The 14,849-nt window shown below is 52.8% G+C and carries 13 protein-coding genes; 5 read left to right on the top strand and 8 right to left on the bottom strand.

The window, feature by feature from the left end:
- Nucleotides 1-11: 11 nt before the first annotated feature.
- From ACSPJT_RS06335 to grpE, 4 genes are all read right to left on the bottom strand, one after another.
- Entirely contained in the window at nt 12-2,261 is a 2,250-nt protein-coding gene (locus tag ACSPJT_RS06335) for a hypothetical protein (protein WP_435895524.1), read from the bottom strand.
- Between the two features lie 195 nt (nt 2,262-2,456).
- On the bottom strand, nt 2,457-3,185 hold the full coding sequence (locus ACSPJT_RS06330; RefSeq protein WP_435895523.1) for a 16S rRNA (uracil(1498)-N(3))-methyltransferase: 729 nt from the start codon (nt 3,183-3,185) through the stop codon (nt 2,457-2,459).
- Nucleotides 3,186-3,209: 24 nt separating this feature from the next.
- On the bottom strand, nt 3,210-4,361 hold the full coding sequence (gene dnaJ / locus ACSPJT_RS06325) for a molecular chaperone DnaJ (RefSeq protein ID WP_435895522.1): 1,152 nt from the start codon (nt 4,359-4,361) through the stop codon (nt 3,210-3,212).
- A 2-nt stretch (nt 4,362-4,363) separates the two neighbouring features.
- Nucleotides 4,364-4,996, bottom strand: coding sequence for a nucleotide exchange factor GrpE (gene grpE, locus ACSPJT_RS06320; RefSeq protein ID WP_435895521.1), 633 nt, complete (start codon nt 4,994-4,996; stop codon nt 4,364-4,366).
- A 329-nt stretch (nt 4,997-5,325) separates the two neighbouring features.
- Between grpE and ACSPJT_RS06315 the strand changes: the two genes are divergently transcribed.
- A complete protein-coding gene (locus ACSPJT_RS06315) occupies nt 5,326-6,078 on the top strand; it encodes a PEP-CTERM sorting domain-containing protein (RefSeq protein ID WP_435895520.1) in 753 nt (250 codons plus the stop codon).
- 3 nt (nt 6,079-6,081) lie between these two features.
- Here the strand turns inward: ACSPJT_RS06315 and ACSPJT_RS06310 are convergent, their stop codons facing one another.
- Nucleotides 6,082-7,809 carry a hypothetical protein gene (locus tag ACSPJT_RS06310; RefSeq protein WP_435895519.1) on the bottom strand — a complete coding sequence of 576 codons (1,728 nt, stop codon included), beginning with the start codon at nt 7,807-7,809 and terminating at the stop codon, nt 6,082-6,084.
- A gap of 168 nt (nt 7,810-7,977) precedes the next feature.
- On the opposite strand from ACSPJT_RS06310, the gene ACSPJT_RS06305 reads away from it, so the two are divergent.
- On the top strand, nt 7,978-8,730 hold the full coding sequence (locus tag ACSPJT_RS06305) for an ankyrin repeat domain-containing protein (protein WP_435895518.1): 753 nt from the start codon (nt 7,978-7,980) through the stop codon (nt 8,728-8,730).
- A 2-nt stretch (nt 8,731-8,732) separates the two neighbouring features.
- Here the strand turns inward: ACSPJT_RS06305 and ACSPJT_RS06300 are convergent, their stop codons facing one another.
- The gene (locus tag ACSPJT_RS06300; RefSeq protein WP_435895517.1) at nt 8,733-9,608 is read right to left on the bottom strand and encodes an alpha/beta hydrolase; all 876 of its coding nucleotides are present in this window, start codon (nt 9,606-9,608) and stop codon (nt 8,733-8,735) included.
- Between the two features lie 128 nt (nt 9,609-9,736).
- On the opposite strand from ACSPJT_RS06300, the gene ACSPJT_RS06295 reads away from it, so the two are divergent.
- From ACSPJT_RS06295 to ACSPJT_RS06285, 3 genes are read left to right on the top strand one after another with little or no spacing between them, the layout of a single operon-like run.
- Nucleotides 9,737-10,564, top strand: a complete 828-nt coding sequence (locus ACSPJT_RS06295) for a hypothetical protein (RefSeq protein WP_435895516.1) — start codon at nt 9,737-9,739, stop codon at nt 10,562-10,564.
- Between the two features lie 12 nt (nt 10,565-10,576).
- On the top strand, nt 10,577-12,148 hold the full coding sequence (locus ACSPJT_RS06290; protein ID WP_435895515.1) for a sensor histidine kinase: 1,572 nt from the start codon (nt 10,577-10,579) through the stop codon (nt 12,146-12,148).
- Entirely contained in the window at nt 12,145-12,828 is a 684-nt protein-coding gene (locus ACSPJT_RS06285; protein ID WP_435895514.1) for a response regulator transcription factor, read from the top strand. Before ACSPJT_RS06290 ends, ACSPJT_RS06285 begins: the two co-directional genes overlap by 4 nt.
- 4 nt (nt 12,829-12,832) lie before the next feature.
- Here ACSPJT_RS06285 and ACSPJT_RS06280 read toward each other — a convergent pair whose 3' ends face one another.
- Nucleotides 12,833-13,333, bottom strand: coding sequence for a YcxB family protein (locus tag ACSPJT_RS06280; RefSeq protein ID WP_435895513.1), 501 nt, complete (start codon nt 13,331-13,333; stop codon nt 12,833-12,835).
- 1 nt (nt 13,334) lies between these two features.
- Nucleotides 13,335-14,732, bottom strand: a complete 1,398-nt coding sequence (locus tag ACSPJT_RS06275) for an ROK family protein (RefSeq protein ID WP_435895512.1) — start codon at nt 14,730-14,732, stop codon at nt 13,335-13,337.
- Between the last annotated feature and the right edge of the window lie 117 nt (nt 14,733-14,849).

The following is a 14,849-nucleotide window of genomic DNA, read 5'->3' as shown; positions in this document are numbered from 1 at the left end:
GACCCATTAGGTTAGGACTCGCTGCTGACCCACCGAATAAAGCAGGTGGGTGTGTTGAGCGGCACAGTGGCCGTGGCGACACCACCTGAGATAGTGACACTGACCGGCTGCCAGCTACCAGGAGCCAGCGTGGTCGAACACTCGGCAGAGACGCTGGCACCTGGGATGATGGCGTGTGACAGGGAAAAGTTTCCGCCTGAAATTTGCGGGGAAAGAGCCGACTGACCATCGCTGCCATCAAGTGGATTTAGTCCGAAGACACGCTCCACACCATTGGGAATGCCGTCTTGGTCATAATCATCAGAAAACGAGCCGACAATGGCATACTGGCCTCGGAACCACAGTTGGTAGTTGCTCAGGCTGGCAGCAGATACCGGCGTCACCTCCAAGGCTTGGCCAAAGGGGAACCAGTGATTTCCCACGCGAACTCTTAGTCGCAGAGTGTATGGGGTAGCAACGTTCAATGCGCCACCTCCGGTGCTGGCATTGAGAGTGACAAAGTCACTGCTGGCGCTGTAGGTGGTAGGTGCCAGTGATTCCAGAACGTCACAGTTCACAGGTGTGATGTCATCGACGAATGCCCCGATTGGAAAGTTCGAGTGAGTCTGCAAGCTGAATACACCTGTATTCGCTGGTTGATGGAGGACAAAGCGGAGAAGTGTCTCTTGGTTTGTGCTCGGAAGATTGACTGTCTGGCTGCTGAAGAAGTTATCGATCCGGTTCGTGCCAGAATAAAATTGGAGTGTAGTCCAGGTGACTCCGCCGTCGGTAGATGATTGAACGGAAAGCCGTGTGTTACTTGCCATGTAGCCTCGGCGAAAACGGAAGCTGATAGCTCCACCTGCGCGTGGGATGATAGTGCGATTGATGAGGAACGACTGGAAGGCGTCAAATTCGTTAACAGGGAAAGCCAGTCTGAAGGCCTTACTGCCGCTGTGCCAGAATTGATTTCCCTGCCAGGTATGGGCGGTACGTAAATCGTAAGCGGCATCCGTGCCATCGACGATGAGAGCGTCCGTGCCGTCCTCCGCGCCCTCAAACCAAGCGGCCGAGGTAAGGGTGGAAACGTCGAGTTGGTATTCTTCGGCTTGCTCGATCGGATTAAAGAAATAATTAGCGCCGCTGTTAGGAGGACTGGTGCTACCAAAGAGGTCAGTGCTTTCTAACAACCGATTGGGGTTGATGATGGTTACCTGATAGCTATAGCTGTGCAGGCTTCCTCCGATGTTGATGTTAGAGACGGTAACGTTGTAAGTCTGATCATCGAAATCGGCGGACGCGATCGCTCCTGAGTTGGGTTTCCAAACGATGGTGTTGTCAGCGTAGCTCGCTGTTTTGGAAACGATGGAAAGTGAAACCGGCGACCCATTGATATCCGTCATGCTTACAGAAGCGGATGAAAAGTCGGCGTCGGGGAAAGACAACGACCAGCGCTGGGGCGTGATCTGCTCTGGTATGTAACCTGCGTTAGGCCAAGGGATGAATTTGGGAGAGGCTGGGGGAGTAAGGAGATTGCCGCTTACGTAAAGAGCATTGGCAGGGTAGTAATCGTCGTTATCGCCAGTGACATCACCACTGGCAAATTCTTGAATACGGGAAAAAAGGATATAGCGCCTGTGCCCTGCATCGCTGTTCTCTCCGCCCGCTGCGCCTTGGGCGTCTTCACTCATATAAGCGTCGATCGCCCCAGGTCCGTAATGACCCACAGCCAAGTTAGAGTGGAATGCGCCGTTTCGCGCGGTGCTGTTATCGAGGCTCCAGCTAGACGGGGGATCATGGGGATTGTGAGCTCCAGTAGCCACACCGCCTCCGGGAAGATATTGCGCCGAATTTCTGGAAAGCATCAAGGCTGCTGCCTGGGCGGCGCTCTGCTTGGTCGTTGACGCGCTGGGCTTTGCTGCAGCCGGCGTGCTTCCGCCTAAGACGACCGTTGCCGTGCTGGTGAGATCTACGCTGGCATCCATACCTGCCATCGCGCGGTAGAAATTGATGCGTCTCTGCACGTCGTTCTTAAAGGCCGTGGATGTGCTGCCAGGTGTGCCGCTGGCTACGGAACCAGTCCAGTTCATCCGGGTTTCATAACCCTCGGATTGCTGGTAAACTGTATGCCAGAATGAAATGACATCGTTGCGCGACTGTGTGTCCACCGCAAAGCCAGTGGTAGCAGATTCGCTGCCTGTGCCAGGTGTCCAAGCGCTCGCAGACATAGTGCTCACGGCAAGCACTGCGGTGAGCAGGGGTTTGGTTATGAATGATCCCATCAGATGTATTGTGTGATAAATCTTTGGGGGGGGAGGAGGATTCATAGTTTGAAAAATTATAATGTCAATATTTTTTAATAATGCGGTGTGTCAAAGGTTCACGCATGACCAATTGATCAGGATTTACCGACTTTCGGTAATAAGAGGTACGAGTGTGCAATTTATTCGCACTCTAATTGCAACAAAGCAAATGACTTAGGTGAACGACCGTTCGTGCTGGATCACACTTAATCCGTAAATGGAGGCCGTTTCCACCCGCATCACAATGCTGCCAAAGCTGATCGGTTGAAAACCGCTGCGGTAAGCTTGTTGATATTCCTCGGGAGTGAAATCACCTTCCGGGCCTATCAGGAGGCCGATGCTGCCAGATAATGGTTGGCGATTGAGATATTCTTTGAAATGCAGTGACGCCGGATCGAGTGCGGCAATCAGAGCGGTTTCAAAGGGTTCCAGGTCGTTGATCCAAGAGGAAAATGGGCGCGGTTCAGCAAGCTCTGGTAAATGGTTTTGGCCGCATTGCTTGCAAGCTTCGAGGGCGATGCGCTGCCATTTATCGCGTTTTTTTCCCAGTGATTCGGGTCTGGCGACCGTGCGGGCGGTGATGAGTGGTTGAATGGCGTTGACGCCCAGTTCCACCCCTTTCTGGATGATGAGCTCCATGTTGCCGCCTTTGGGGATCGACTGGCACAGTGTCACCGGCATCGCTGGCGCAGGAGAGTTACTTTCCTCCAGAATCCGGCAGGTGACTTGATCGCGACTGACAGCCTCAATTTCGCAAACAGCACTCCTTCCAGCACCGTCGAAAATTTCAGCGCCATCGCCTTCGCGGGCACGCATGACTCGGGCGCAGTGCTTCGCCTCGTCTCCGGTGAGCCGCAGCACCCCGGCTTCCCATTGATCGCTCGGCAGGTAATAGCGGTTCACGGGGTGCTGATTGGTTAGATGATGTTAGGATCCGAAAAAGCGCTTGGCTTTCTCGAAGAAGGACTCCTGCATCGGGTTGTTTTTCACCCCGATAGATTCGGAAAACTCGGTGAGCTTCTCCTTTTGATCGCCGTTGAGCTTGGTGGGGACTTCCACGTGGACTTCCACGTGCAGGTCGCCTTTGCCTCCGGTGCGCAGGTCTTTGATGCCACGATTCCGTAAGCGGAAGGTGGTGCCTCCCTGGGTTCCGGGTGGGATTTTAATCGAAGACCTTCCTTCGAGGGTGGGGACTTCCAGCTCGCCACCTAGAGCGGCGGTTGAGAACGGCATGGGCACCTCGCAGAAGAGGTCGTCACCTTCACGCTCGAAGACGTCGTGCTTCTTAACATGCAGGAAAACGTAGAGGTCGCCAGGCTGGCCACCACGCATGCCGGCGTCACCGTTGCCAGTGGAACGGAGGCGAGTGCCGTCGTCTACCCCGGCTGGGATGTTGATTTTGATCCGGCTAGTCTCGTTCTTGCGTCCTTCGCCGTGACAAGACGGGCAGGGGTCAGAGATGGTTTGTCCGGCGCCATGGCATGCCGGGCATTCTGTCTGCTGGATGAAGATACCGGCCTGACGTGTGACCGCGCCCTGGCCACCGCAGGTGGAGCAGGTGTTGCGACCGTTGCCACTCTTCGAGCCGGAGCTGTCACAGGTGTCACAGGCCTCAAGTTTTTCGATTTCGAGTTCCTTCTGGATGCCTTCAGCGGCTTCTTCCAGGGTGATTTCGAGATCATAGCGCAGGTCGCTGCCGGGTTGGCGTCCTGAGGGATTGCGTCGGCGACCACCGCCGCCAAAGATGTCCTCAAATCCGCCGCCACCGAAGGCTCCGCCGAAGACTTGGGAGAAAATGTCAGACGCATCGTGGAAGCCACCGCCGAATCCGCCGCGACCACCGCCGCCGTTTTCAAAGGCAGCGTGTCCGTAGCGATCATAGGCCGCGCGTTTGTCCTCGTCGCTTAGGGCTTCGTAGGCTTCGCCGAGTTCCTTGAACTTTTCCTCAGCCTCCTTGTCGTTCGGGTTTTTGTCCGGGTGGAATTTGATGGCGAGTTTGCGATAGGCTTTTTTCAGCTCTGACGCAGTGGCATCTTTGGAAACTCCGAGGATTTCGTAATAGTCGCGTTTGGTCATCATGCTTATTCGCTTTCAGGTTGAGGTTGATCGCCGAGCGAGACGGTGACGTTGGATGGGCGGAGCAGGCGTTCTCCGATCCGGTAACCCTTGCGCACGACTCTGACGATGTTGCCTTCCGCGATCTCGGTGCTGGGTTCCTGGCTAATCGCCTCGTGAAGATTGGGATCAAATGCGCCGTTGGGCTCGGCTGGGATTTCCTCCACATTCTGAGAGCTGAGGAATTCGCCTATCTGTTTGTGCACCATGTCCATACCCATATAGAGCATGGATCCTTGTTCCTGGGCGGCGGCTTGCATGCCCATGTTGAAATTGTCTAACACCGGAAGGAGTTCCTCCAGCAGGCTTTGGTTGCCGTAGCGAACGGCATCGAGTTTTTCGCGAGACATGCGCTTGCGATAGTTGTCCAGCTCAGCGGCGTTGCGGATCGCTTGGTCTTTCCACTTGGCAACTTCGAGTTCAAGGGCTTCCCATGGATCGATCTCAGCCTCCGGGCTGTTATCGGCAGGCTCCCCGCTCTCTTCCACAGGCTTTTGCTCAGCCCCTGCGGTTTCGTTGTTGGATGTGCTTTCAGCCGCGGCATCAGCTGCGGTTTCCTCTGTCACGACATCTTCGTTTTCTTGGAAGTGCTCTTGCATGGGCGAAACACATAGCCAGCTTCGTCGTTTCGTCAAGCAAGGGTAGGAAAAAGAACGTCTTAGCTCATTTCACCGCTGAAATCTGTGTCTCGGGGGTGGCTTTCCGCTATCACGAGAATTGATATTTACGAATAAATGATGTTTTCGTGCCTTGATCACGTCATTTTAACCATATTGATACAGTTATAATGTTAATAGTGTAAAAATACTGAAATTAAATATTGCAATAATAAATAAATTATATAAAAAGCGGTCGTCACACACCCGAACGCTCTCATTGTATGGAAAAATCAAAATTATCTCAACCGGTCTTCACTGTATTGCTAGGCATGCTTGCTTTACTCCAGGTTCAGACCCTCAGCGCACAGGCTTATCTTGATTTCGACTTTGCCCACGGAACCGTGGTCAAGGATCAGTATGCCGACAATTTTGGGGTCACCCTTTCAGCTGTGTCATTACGACCTGGGGGGATTGACCCGAACACTGATGCCATTGTCTTCGATTCTGAAAGAAGAGGGACCACTGCCGACGCAGATCTTCAGCGCGTCAGCACTGGAACCGTCAATCCCAATGGTTGGGATGGTGGCAACTTGGGATCCGACTACGTCGCTGGAGGATTGCTTATTCTCCCCGAAAACGATGATTTCGACTCAGTGAACAACGTCTATTCAGATCCTGATGATAATGCGAGCGGAGGAGAGTTCACCTTTTCCATTGCTGCAGGGTTTTCCTACACCACATTTTCGACCGTTATAGCGGATTTTGAAAATGATGGTGAAGCTTGGTGGATCCAGGCCACTGGTCGTAACGGCAAGGTGGTGATGCTGTCCTATGCGAATGTGACCACCCCCGGACACGCTCTTTACGATCCAACAATTGAATCCGGAGATAATTACATCAACCGGCTCAAGCCAATCGATGTCACGGACTATGATCTGGATGAAATCGCCGAACTTAAATTCACCCTCGATAACTCCTCGGGTGCGATTGATGCCATCTTCTTCAGTGTGCCTGAGCCCAGCACCTCTCTCTTGTCAGTGCTCGGTGCAGCCTTGGTGTTGTTCCAGCGCCGTCGTTCCTAGTCTCTATCTAAACAGGCTATCGATCCCCATGGCCGACTTGCGGATGAACTTGGGCATGGATTTCTGAGAGCGGTTTTTGAAAAGCCGGTAGAGAATCGACAAAAGATTGAGAGTAAAAAGGTGGTCTAGCAGCGGGCGGTAACCGCGCTTCTTCCGGAGCAGGAGTCTGGAGCCCCACGCCAGAGTGCGGCGTTTGATCTTGGCGGGTTTGAAATTGGTTTTGATCCGGTAGCGGGCCCGTTTGGATGCAGGCCAGTTTTTTTTGTAGCGATCCTTTTCCTTCCGGATGGTCTCTACTAACGCTGGGTCATACCGAGAGAAATAGTATCTTCTGGCCAGTGTAATCATCTGGCAGGTGTCTCGCATGAAGTGAATGTCGTCCACTGGCCAGTCCAGTAAACGGCATAGTTCGATCATGCGGGGAAAACGTTGCATCGCACCTTCTGCCTGACTGATGGCAGCATCGTGATCGCTTACGAAGTGACGCAGGAGCTTCCGGATCGGTGCGTGAATGAAAAGGGAATCCCAGTAGATGTGCAGCAATGGTGGAATGCGCACTCTGCGGAAAAACAGCTTCATCCGCGCAAACTCCGCGATGTAATAGAGCTGACTGACGACATAATCGCTGTGTTGCATCAGCTCGACAGCGGCAGCGGCTTGGCGGGGCGCGACGACTCGGGCGAGTGACTGCTCTGGCGTGAGTTGATGTCGGAAAATATCAATCGCCGAGCGAACATTGAGTTCATTCCAGAATCCTTCCGGATCGAGGAATGTGAGACGCTTGAATCGGTGCCAGCCGCCAGTCTGACCCCATACGGAAATTCCTAACAAGTTTTGACAGTCGGTCAGTTCATCGCGAAGCCACTGGTTTTGGAATCCAATGTATGAGGGAAATTCGCCGGCTCCTTCGTATTCTCGGCGTGCCTGGAGTTCGAGGAGCTTGGGCCCCTGATATTGGAAGAACGCTCGGTTGAGTGGGATGTGGCGGAAGAAGTCAGACTCCCCAGGTTTCATCGACAAGATAAAATGGGGTGAGGTGATCCCTTTCAGCGTGTCGGCCAGTCGACCACGGTGCCAAATAAGATCACCAATCCGGTGGGCACCAACGGTCCATGTTCGAAGAATCACCTTGGTGCGTGATTGATCGGTTAGAGGCAACAGAGCGCGGAGAAATTGATTGGTCTGTTTGGGCGTTCGTAGGTGGAGATGGGAGCGAATCGGGTCTTTGACATCAAGGCCATCGGATTCGCCTATGCGAAGGATCAGGCCTTTGACAGTGGGGAAGGTTTTCAAGAATCGATCAACCAGATCCAGGTAATGCGCATTACGCGCTGCATGAGAGTCGCCGATTTTTTCAGCAGAGCTTTTGGAAAGGCAGAGGATGTCGCTGGTGATCCACGGTTGTAATCCGCGGTTTGTCAGGATTTCCAGCAGCGGTTCAAACTGCTCAGCGAAAAAGCGGATGCGTCGATTCGTCTCGTCATCGTGAGCCGGGTGCTCAGTGAGATGTGCGAGATCGTCTAGAGTGATGGCATTAAACCCAAGTTCCCGTGCCTTGTCGGCAAAGATGGTGAACTCCTCGCGCAGGGTTTCCCAAAAACCTTCATCTTCCGGCAGATCAGTGAAGGGTATTTTTGACCAATTGATGCGGGAGGCTTTCGCCGCACGGAAAAACGGACCAATGCCGTCAATGAGATATAGTCCGTCGCTTGGCAGATGAATAGGAGGCATGCGGCCTTCATTCTATAGCATCGGGTAAGATTGCTGAGGAGGGATCGTCTGACGATATCGCCACCTTCGGAAATAAGAAATCATCACCAGGCTCAATCTGAGTATTGGGGTTATCGATGAGGCTTATTTGTAACTTTCTAGTATGCTGCAGGGGAAATGCTTATAAAAATGATCCGGCGAACCATTTATGGTATTACAGCCATCTCACTGATGGTCCTCCTAGCCTTGGGTGGTTTTTTCCTCTATCAAAAATTCCGTAAACCGACTCCTGACGAGTTTGTGAAAAGCTGCCGTCACGGTGATCTGAGAGAGGTCAAACGAGGCATCCGCAAAGGCTGTGATCCAGATGCACGGGCACTCTGGGGGTGGCGGAATGACATCGAGGGTGAAAGCGCGCTCACTGCCGCTGCGGAATCGGGCCAAACAGAGGTGATCAACATGCTGCTGGATCATGGGGCTGGTGTGAATCGGTTGGACGGCTTCGGTCGCCCTGCTGTGGTGGCGGCTGTGAGGTCTGGAAAGTTGGGAGTGGTGCGTCTGCTTGTTGCGAGGGGAGCGGATGCATCGATGGCGGGGCAGGACGGAATCTCAGCGCTTCATATGGCGGCGGCACTGGGACACATTGAAATAATGAGGTATTTGTTGGATTCAGAGTTGTCCATTGATGCCCAAAGCAAGTCGAAGAACAGCCCCTTGCTTTCAGCTGTTTACACAGGTCAGGTGGAGAGTGTGGATTTTCTGCTAAGCAAGGGCGCAGATAAAAGTGTTAGAAATACAAGTAGGAAAACTGCACTGGAAGAGACAGAGTTGCAGCTCGCTCAATTTGAGCGTTACTACCAAGAAAAAGACTGGGATGAAGACGACTACAAGGCGTCGATCCTACCGTATCAAAAAATCAAGCAGCTGCTGCAAGCAGAGTGACCCTACGATTTCCATAGCCAGCGCAGGCCGTCTGGGAAAAGCCTGCCCCCGAACTTGCCGCTGTGACCGCCTTCGGTGGGAACCCACATGTGCTGGTATTTGCGGAATTCCAGAGCTTTTTGCATTTGCTGATTTCCTAACCACCAGTTGCCGTGAGCATTATCGAGGTCGTCTTTGCCGTCTTGTAAATAGACACGTATTGGGCGGAGGTCACCTTTGCGGATGAGGGCAGGATAGACATGACCGCCACGGATGTTAGTGAACGATCCGATATGGCTCATCACCCTGCGAAACAGATCGGGCCGCTCCCACGCGACGGTAAAAGCGCAGATGCCACCGGAGCTGAGTCCACAGATGGCACGCTGATTTGGGTCGGTTGTAAGGTTGAAGTCTTTGGCCACGGCGGGCAGTAGTTCTTTCTCCAAAAACTCGGCATATTTGCCACTGAGGCTGTCGTATTCAACGCTGCGGTTGCTTTTCTTTTTCTCCGTGTTCCAGCCTTGGACGCCTTCGATTGTCTCAACATGCAGCCCTGGGTTGACGAAAATGCCGATGGTTACCGGCATTTGCTTTTTGGCAATCAGGTTGTCGAAAACGATTGGTGTGCGGAAGTCGCCATTCTTTTTGACGTAGTTATGGCCATCTTGGAAAACCATCACCGCCGCCGGTTTGCTGGAATCGTATTGGGCTGGCACGTAAATATAATATTGGCGCAGTGTGCCGGGGAAAACCTGGCTGCGGATCTCGTGACGAGTGACTTTCCCCTCTGGCACACCATCTTGTCGTTTGGAGTCGGGCTGCCATGGTAGCTCATCAGCGTGAAGAGAGCAGATGGATAGCACAAGGCAGTTTAGAATGAGGGCAGGGGACAAGTTCATTGATGGGGCTACGCTAACGGTAAGGTGAATGTTTCTGTAAAAGCAGCTGAGCGACGACCTTAAAAAAAGTCGAAATTTGACATGGATTTGACACAACTCGATCGAGGCTATGGCAATATGATGGCGTTATGAAACTAAAACACATTACCACAACTACGTTAATCAGCCTGTCGTTCGCAGCCAGTCTCATGGCTCAGAGCAAGGCCGACCCTTTTGTCAAAAGCGGAAAACCTCAACCCGCTGCTGTAGCGAATAAGCCAGTTGCTGAGGAGGCCGCCACGCATGCCATTCTCTTTGAGGCTTTTTCTTTACCTCTAAAAGATGCGGCCGAGCTGATGAGAAGCGGTAACACCGATGAGCAGACTTATCAAAGTTTGGTGCAAAAGGGAAAACAGGAAGTATTGGTCGTGCTGCGTGGCACATCAGGTCAAAAAATAACGAACGAAGCCGTGCGGGAGATGATCTATCCAACAGAATATGAAGCGCCAAAAGTTCCAACCACCCTGGGCGTAAATATCTCACCCATGGGAAATAAGGGTGTTGATAAAAGCGGCGAGTCGAGTGCAGATCAGACAGAAAACCTCTCGAAAGCCCCCAGTGTGAAAAGCCTGGAAGGACTGAAAGTTCCAGTCACGCCTTCGGCCTTTGAGACCCGCAATGTAGGAGTCACCGTTGAGACTGAATTTTTGCTTGCAGGTAATAATGATGGGACCTGTGACCTCATCATAGCTCCAGAATTCATCAACCACATAGGCGAGAGTGTGGCAGGACAAGGAGTGGCTGAGACAACAATGCCAGTTTTTGAAACTCAGCGATTGCAGACCAATGTGACGCTCAACATCGGCAAACCTTATCTCTTGGGCACAATGAATCGTCCACCATCCTCCAAGCTTGATGGCGATTTGCCAAACCGAGTATGGTTTGCTACTGTCACTGTCCGTCCTGTAAAACCGTAACAGGAATCACCAATGCGTATCTTTCACCTGACCCTCTTGCCGATGCTCATCATGGCTGTGCTCACAGCCATCGTGGGTGAGCGGCTGGCAAGACGTGAGGTGGAGGAGCGCATCCCCGTTGACCGTGAGCGGGTGCTGGATTTTGCGGCAGATTTTCAGGCGGAGTTAGAACGTCTGGACGAACTATACATTAGTCACCTCGAACACCTTTCGGCGCAATATTTTCTGAGTGGCGGCGATGATGTTAGGGGGAGTGCGGAAGATATCGTCGCGCTGAAATCCATGTATCTCTTCTCGGAGAAAAAAATGATCCGCTCGTTTGAACTCTTGAGCCCGTCTCAGTCAGCCCCGCTTCCTGAAGTGAGTGTAGAGGGTCTGCGTCCTCCATTAGTGCTGAGTAGGGCAGTGATCATTCCTGCTGAGATGGTAGGGCAGACTAAGCCTGGAGAAAGTGGATGGTTGAATGCACCAGATGAAAAGCATCTTATCTATTGGACCCGCCCAGATGCAGAGCATCTTGTTGCCACCGTGGTCGATAAGGACGAGCTGAATCGGCGCACGGCTGTGCATCTTGAAGACTGGATGCAGGATCCGCTGACTCCACTCCGTGAATCGTCCACCCATTTTGCCATCTCCTCACCATCGGGGGAGATTCTTCGTGCAGGCGACGAGCAAACGCGGGGAGGTGCCGCGCTTGTTATGCCGCAACGTCTGCATTCCGGGACATGGCAAATTCAGGCATGGGATAGGATTTCCCAGAGTTCTCATCACAGCGCCGCTGTCTTGGCCATTGCCCTGACGCTGGCAGCTGTTTTCGTGCTAAGTGGGTTTCTCCTCTACCAGCAACAGCGACGTTCTCTCAAGCTAGCCAGGCAGCGAGTGTCGTTCGTAAACCAAGTTTCTCATGAACTGGGATCGCCACTTACCAATATGGCGCTCAATCTGGACCTTGCCATGGACTCACTGGGTGAGGGTGAAAAAAATACTCGCCACCGTTTAGGACTTGTTGGGCAGGAGATCGATCGACTCAACCGATTGGTAAGTAATGTTCTAACGTTCTCCCACTGTGATCGCGGCACTCTTGAGGTTCATCGAGAATCCTGTCTCCCCGATGAGGTGATTGCTCGCTTGCTCGATTCTTGCCGACCTGCACTCACTAGGCGCGGCATCGAGTTAGAATATGAGCCTGCTGTCAACGCTGCGGTGGAAACCGACCCTGACGCGCTGACTCAGATCGTTGCCAATCTGGTCTCGAATGTAGAAAAATACGCCAGCTCTGGAAAATGGCTGGGGATTAAGACTCTTCTCCGTGACGAGCAGTTAGTTGTATCTGTTAGGGATCGAGGTGCTGGGATTCCCGAGGCGGAAAGAACACGAGTATTTCAATCGTTCGAACGATTGGAAAACAGTGTCAACGAAGGCTCGAGTGGAGCAGGCTTAGGTCTGTCGATCGCGAGTCAACTGGCCACGAAGCTAGGTGGTACGCTGAAAATGGTCGACTGTGAGGTCGGCTGTCACTTTGAACTCACCCTGCCAGTCAATGTGATATGTGCTGTAGCGGGAGATAACAAGCAGGTGATATGAAGGTCTTGGTAACCGATGATGACCCTCTGACGCTGGACGCACTGGCGACGTGCATAGAGGCGGAAGGCTTCGAAGTTTTTAAAGCGGAAAATGGACTGGAGGCTCTGGAGCTATGGCAGGAGTCATCTCCAGATTTGGTCTGTCTCGATATCATGATGCCCAAGTGCAACGGCTACGAAGTTTGTAAAACCATCCGTGAGAAAGACAGCAAGGTGCCTATCTTATTTCTCTCCGCAAAAAGCGAGGAGAGCGATCTGATCGCCGGACTCGATCTCGGCGCCGATGACTTCATCCGCAAGCCCTTCAATCGAGGCGAAGTGATGGCGCGGATTCGTGCTGCCCTACGCCGGTCGGCCCATCTGCATGAACCGGATCATTTCGAAATGAATGAGCTGTTAGTTAGTCCGCAAAAATTACTGGCGGAGCACGGTGAGGCAAAAATCGATCTAACGCCGCGAGAGGTCTCAATGCTCAAGTTGCTCTACGATCGTGCCGGAGTCCCGGTCTCACGAGATACTTTTTGGGATCATTGCTGGGGGATGGATTATTTCCCTGATTCTAGAACACTTGATCAACACATCTTCACCCTCAGGAAAAAAATAGAACAAGACCTGGGGTGCTCCCGCATCATTGGAACGGTGCGGGGGGTGGGGTATCGATACTCACCCGACCAAAGCTGATTTCCTAATCTTGAGAGGCGTTCGCCCACTCCGCGACTTGCTTCATGTCATCCGCTGAATCAAAAGCTTCCAAGGGCACCCAGCTGTAGGATTTTTTTCCGTGGTATAGGAGTAGCCCCTGCTTGGTGCTGACGGTTTCGAAAAGTCCGGACCACTTCATATTTGCATCGCCGTCTGCTCCATGGATGGCGAGGCCGTCCGGAGTGAAGGTGTAGTAGGCTGTCTGCCCATAGCCGGGAAGCTGACGCAAATTTCTAGCGTGCATGACTTTCCAGATCAACGGACGTAGCAGGGCGAAGGTGCCCACCATTAGCATCAGCACGGAAAAGGGGGTAAGTCCTTCGCTGATGATCAAAATCGCACCGGCTAACATTACCGCAGCACTGAGAAAGGTGCGGATCATCAACCAATTGCGGTAGCGGTGCCACATGTGTAAACGAAAGGCCCCGAGGTGGGACCGATCGTCGAATACTAGCTTGGCCTTGATGGAGGTATCAGTATCCAATTTAAGCTTTGGGAATGGCTGGCAGAGAAGCTGCGGCAACGGCTTGACCGTGACGTTTCATCTTCTCGTCCGGCTGGGTGATGTTGATTTTCTTGGCCAGCTCAGGGAACTCCGCTTCGAGGACTTCCTCGGCAGCATCGATCATGACTTGGCCGCCAGGGCCGGAGGTGGCACGGCCCATGATGATCAGCGTGCCGATATCATAGAAATCCGCGTAGTGCGCGATGGCGTAACCAAAGCATGTGCCGATGGTCTGATAGATTTTCGCTGCTTGTTCATTGCCGTTTGCCATTTCCTTCTGCACTTCGATGAGTTGCTCAGGGAAAGGCATGTCGCCGTAATCGAAACCGGCGGCAGGGGCGAGGCGGGCTACACCTTGCTGGCAGAAAAATTGCACACCGCAGCCTTCATCGCCAGACCACTCGTCGACCGGACCGTTTTCACGGTAGTCGATGGGAGCAAAAGCGAGTTCGTTGATTTGGGTGGTGACGTTGCCTTGTGGGTCGACATAACCAACGGCTTCAGACGTGCCCATGGCAACGCCTAACACGGAGTTGGTGTTCATGCTGATCGAGCCGGCCAGAGCGGTCACTTCGCCATCATTGATAACTTCAAATGGAACGCCCGGATATTCTGCGGCGGCGATGTCCTTGAACATGGGAACTACGACATTTTCAAAGACTTCGGGATCTTTAATGCCACGGAAGAGAGAGGCGATGCGCACTTCGTTGTTGATATATACACCGGCTGATGAGCCCCCGATGGCATCGACGCTCGGCAGGTGCTCTGCGGCGAGTTTGAGAGAATCGATGATACCGTCGCGCTGGTAACTCGGGTCCTCTTGAAAATATGGGTCCCATGGGATCTCTGTGGAAAACACCACCTCTCCATCGATGACGGCGGCGCACTTGCGATCGGAGCCACCAAGGTCAAAGCCAATGCGGTTGCCGTCGAGATTGCGACCCAATGGAGCGGCGGGGCTGTTTTGTGCGGGGATATCATCCAAGCCTACGGCTTTCACTTCGATATTCTGACCAAACATGCCTTTGCCGACGATGTCCCAGTCGAACTTACGGGCGCCGGTTTCCGAGTAAATTTCTCCAAGTTCTGCGGCAATATTGTCGTTGCCGGCGATATAGATCGTGCAGCCTCCATGCCCCCAGAGCATGAATTTCACAATGCGCTCGATGTATTTTAAGTTCAGAGCTGTGTTTTCTCCTTCGTGAGCCAGCACCCTCACGTCATAGCGGAAAACAGTGCCGTCCAAGCGAGCCAGTGCGATTTTCACATCATGCGCACCGGGGTCAGTAGCTACTTTTTCTTTGAAAGCGCGGTTCCAAAGGACAGCGGGAACGAAACCCGGATCGAGCACAGGTGTGATTTTAGCTTGGATGTTCATGGTAAAAAAGGAGAGGCGTCGTTTTCGCCGCCGGAAAGGTGTACAAGCGCGGCATAAGAGGAAAGACAAAATCGGCTCAATCGGACGCATTTTCACCAGATATGGACAAGATTTCAG

The organism is Oceaniferula spumae, from assembly GCF_042849255.1.
Taxonomy (GTDB): Bacteria; Verrucomicrobiota; Verrucomicrobiia; order Verrucomicrobiales; family Akkermansiaceae; genus Oceaniferula; species Oceaniferula spumae.
This window is presented reverse-complemented; position numbering and strand designations above follow the sequence as displayed.

What these genes read in the sequence shown, in the direction of transcription:
- ACSPJT_RS06335 (WP_435895524.1), bottom strand. Translation starts at nt 2,261, where the DNA reads ATGGGATCATTCATAACCAAACCCCTGCTCACCGCAGTGCTTGCCGTG.
- dnaJ (WP_435895522.1), bottom strand. Translation starts at nt 4,361, where the DNA reads ATGATGACCAAACGCGACTATTACGAAATCCTCGGAGTTTCCAAAGAT.
- grpE (WP_435895521.1), bottom strand. Translation starts at nt 4,996, where the DNA reads ATGCAAGAGCACTTCCAAGAAAACGAAGATGTCGTGACAGAGGAAACC.
- ACSPJT_RS06315 (WP_435895520.1), top strand. Translation starts at nt 5,326, where the DNA reads ATGCTTGCTTTACTCCAGGTTCAGACCCTCAGCGCACAGGCTTATCTT.
- ACSPJT_RS06310 (WP_435895519.1), bottom strand. Translation starts at nt 7,809, where the DNA reads ATGCCTCCTATTCATCTGCCAAGCGACGGACTATATCTCATTGACGGC.
- ACSPJT_RS06305 (WP_435895518.1), top strand. Translation starts at nt 7,978, where the DNA reads ATGATCCGGCGAACCATTTATGGTATTACAGCCATCTCACTGATGGTC.
- ACSPJT_RS06300 (WP_435895517.1), bottom strand. Translation starts at nt 9,608, where the DNA reads ATGAACTTGTCCCCTGCCCTCATTCTAAACTGCCTTGTGCTATCCATC.
- ACSPJT_RS06295 (WP_435895516.1), top strand. Translation starts at nt 9,737, where the DNA reads ATGAAACTAAAACACATTACCACAACTACGTTAATCAGCCTGTCGTTC.
- ACSPJT_RS06290 (WP_435895515.1), top strand. Translation starts at nt 10,577, where the DNA reads ATGCGTATCTTTCACCTGACCCTCTTGCCGATGCTCATCATGGCTGTG.
- ACSPJT_RS06285 (WP_435895514.1), top strand. Translation starts at nt 12,145, where the DNA reads ATGAAGGTCTTGGTAACCGATGATGACCCTCTGACGCTGGACGCACTG.
- ACSPJT_RS06275 (WP_435895512.1), bottom strand. Translation starts at nt 14,732, where the DNA reads ATGAACATCCAAGCTAAAATCACACCTGTGCTCGATCCGGGTTTCGTT.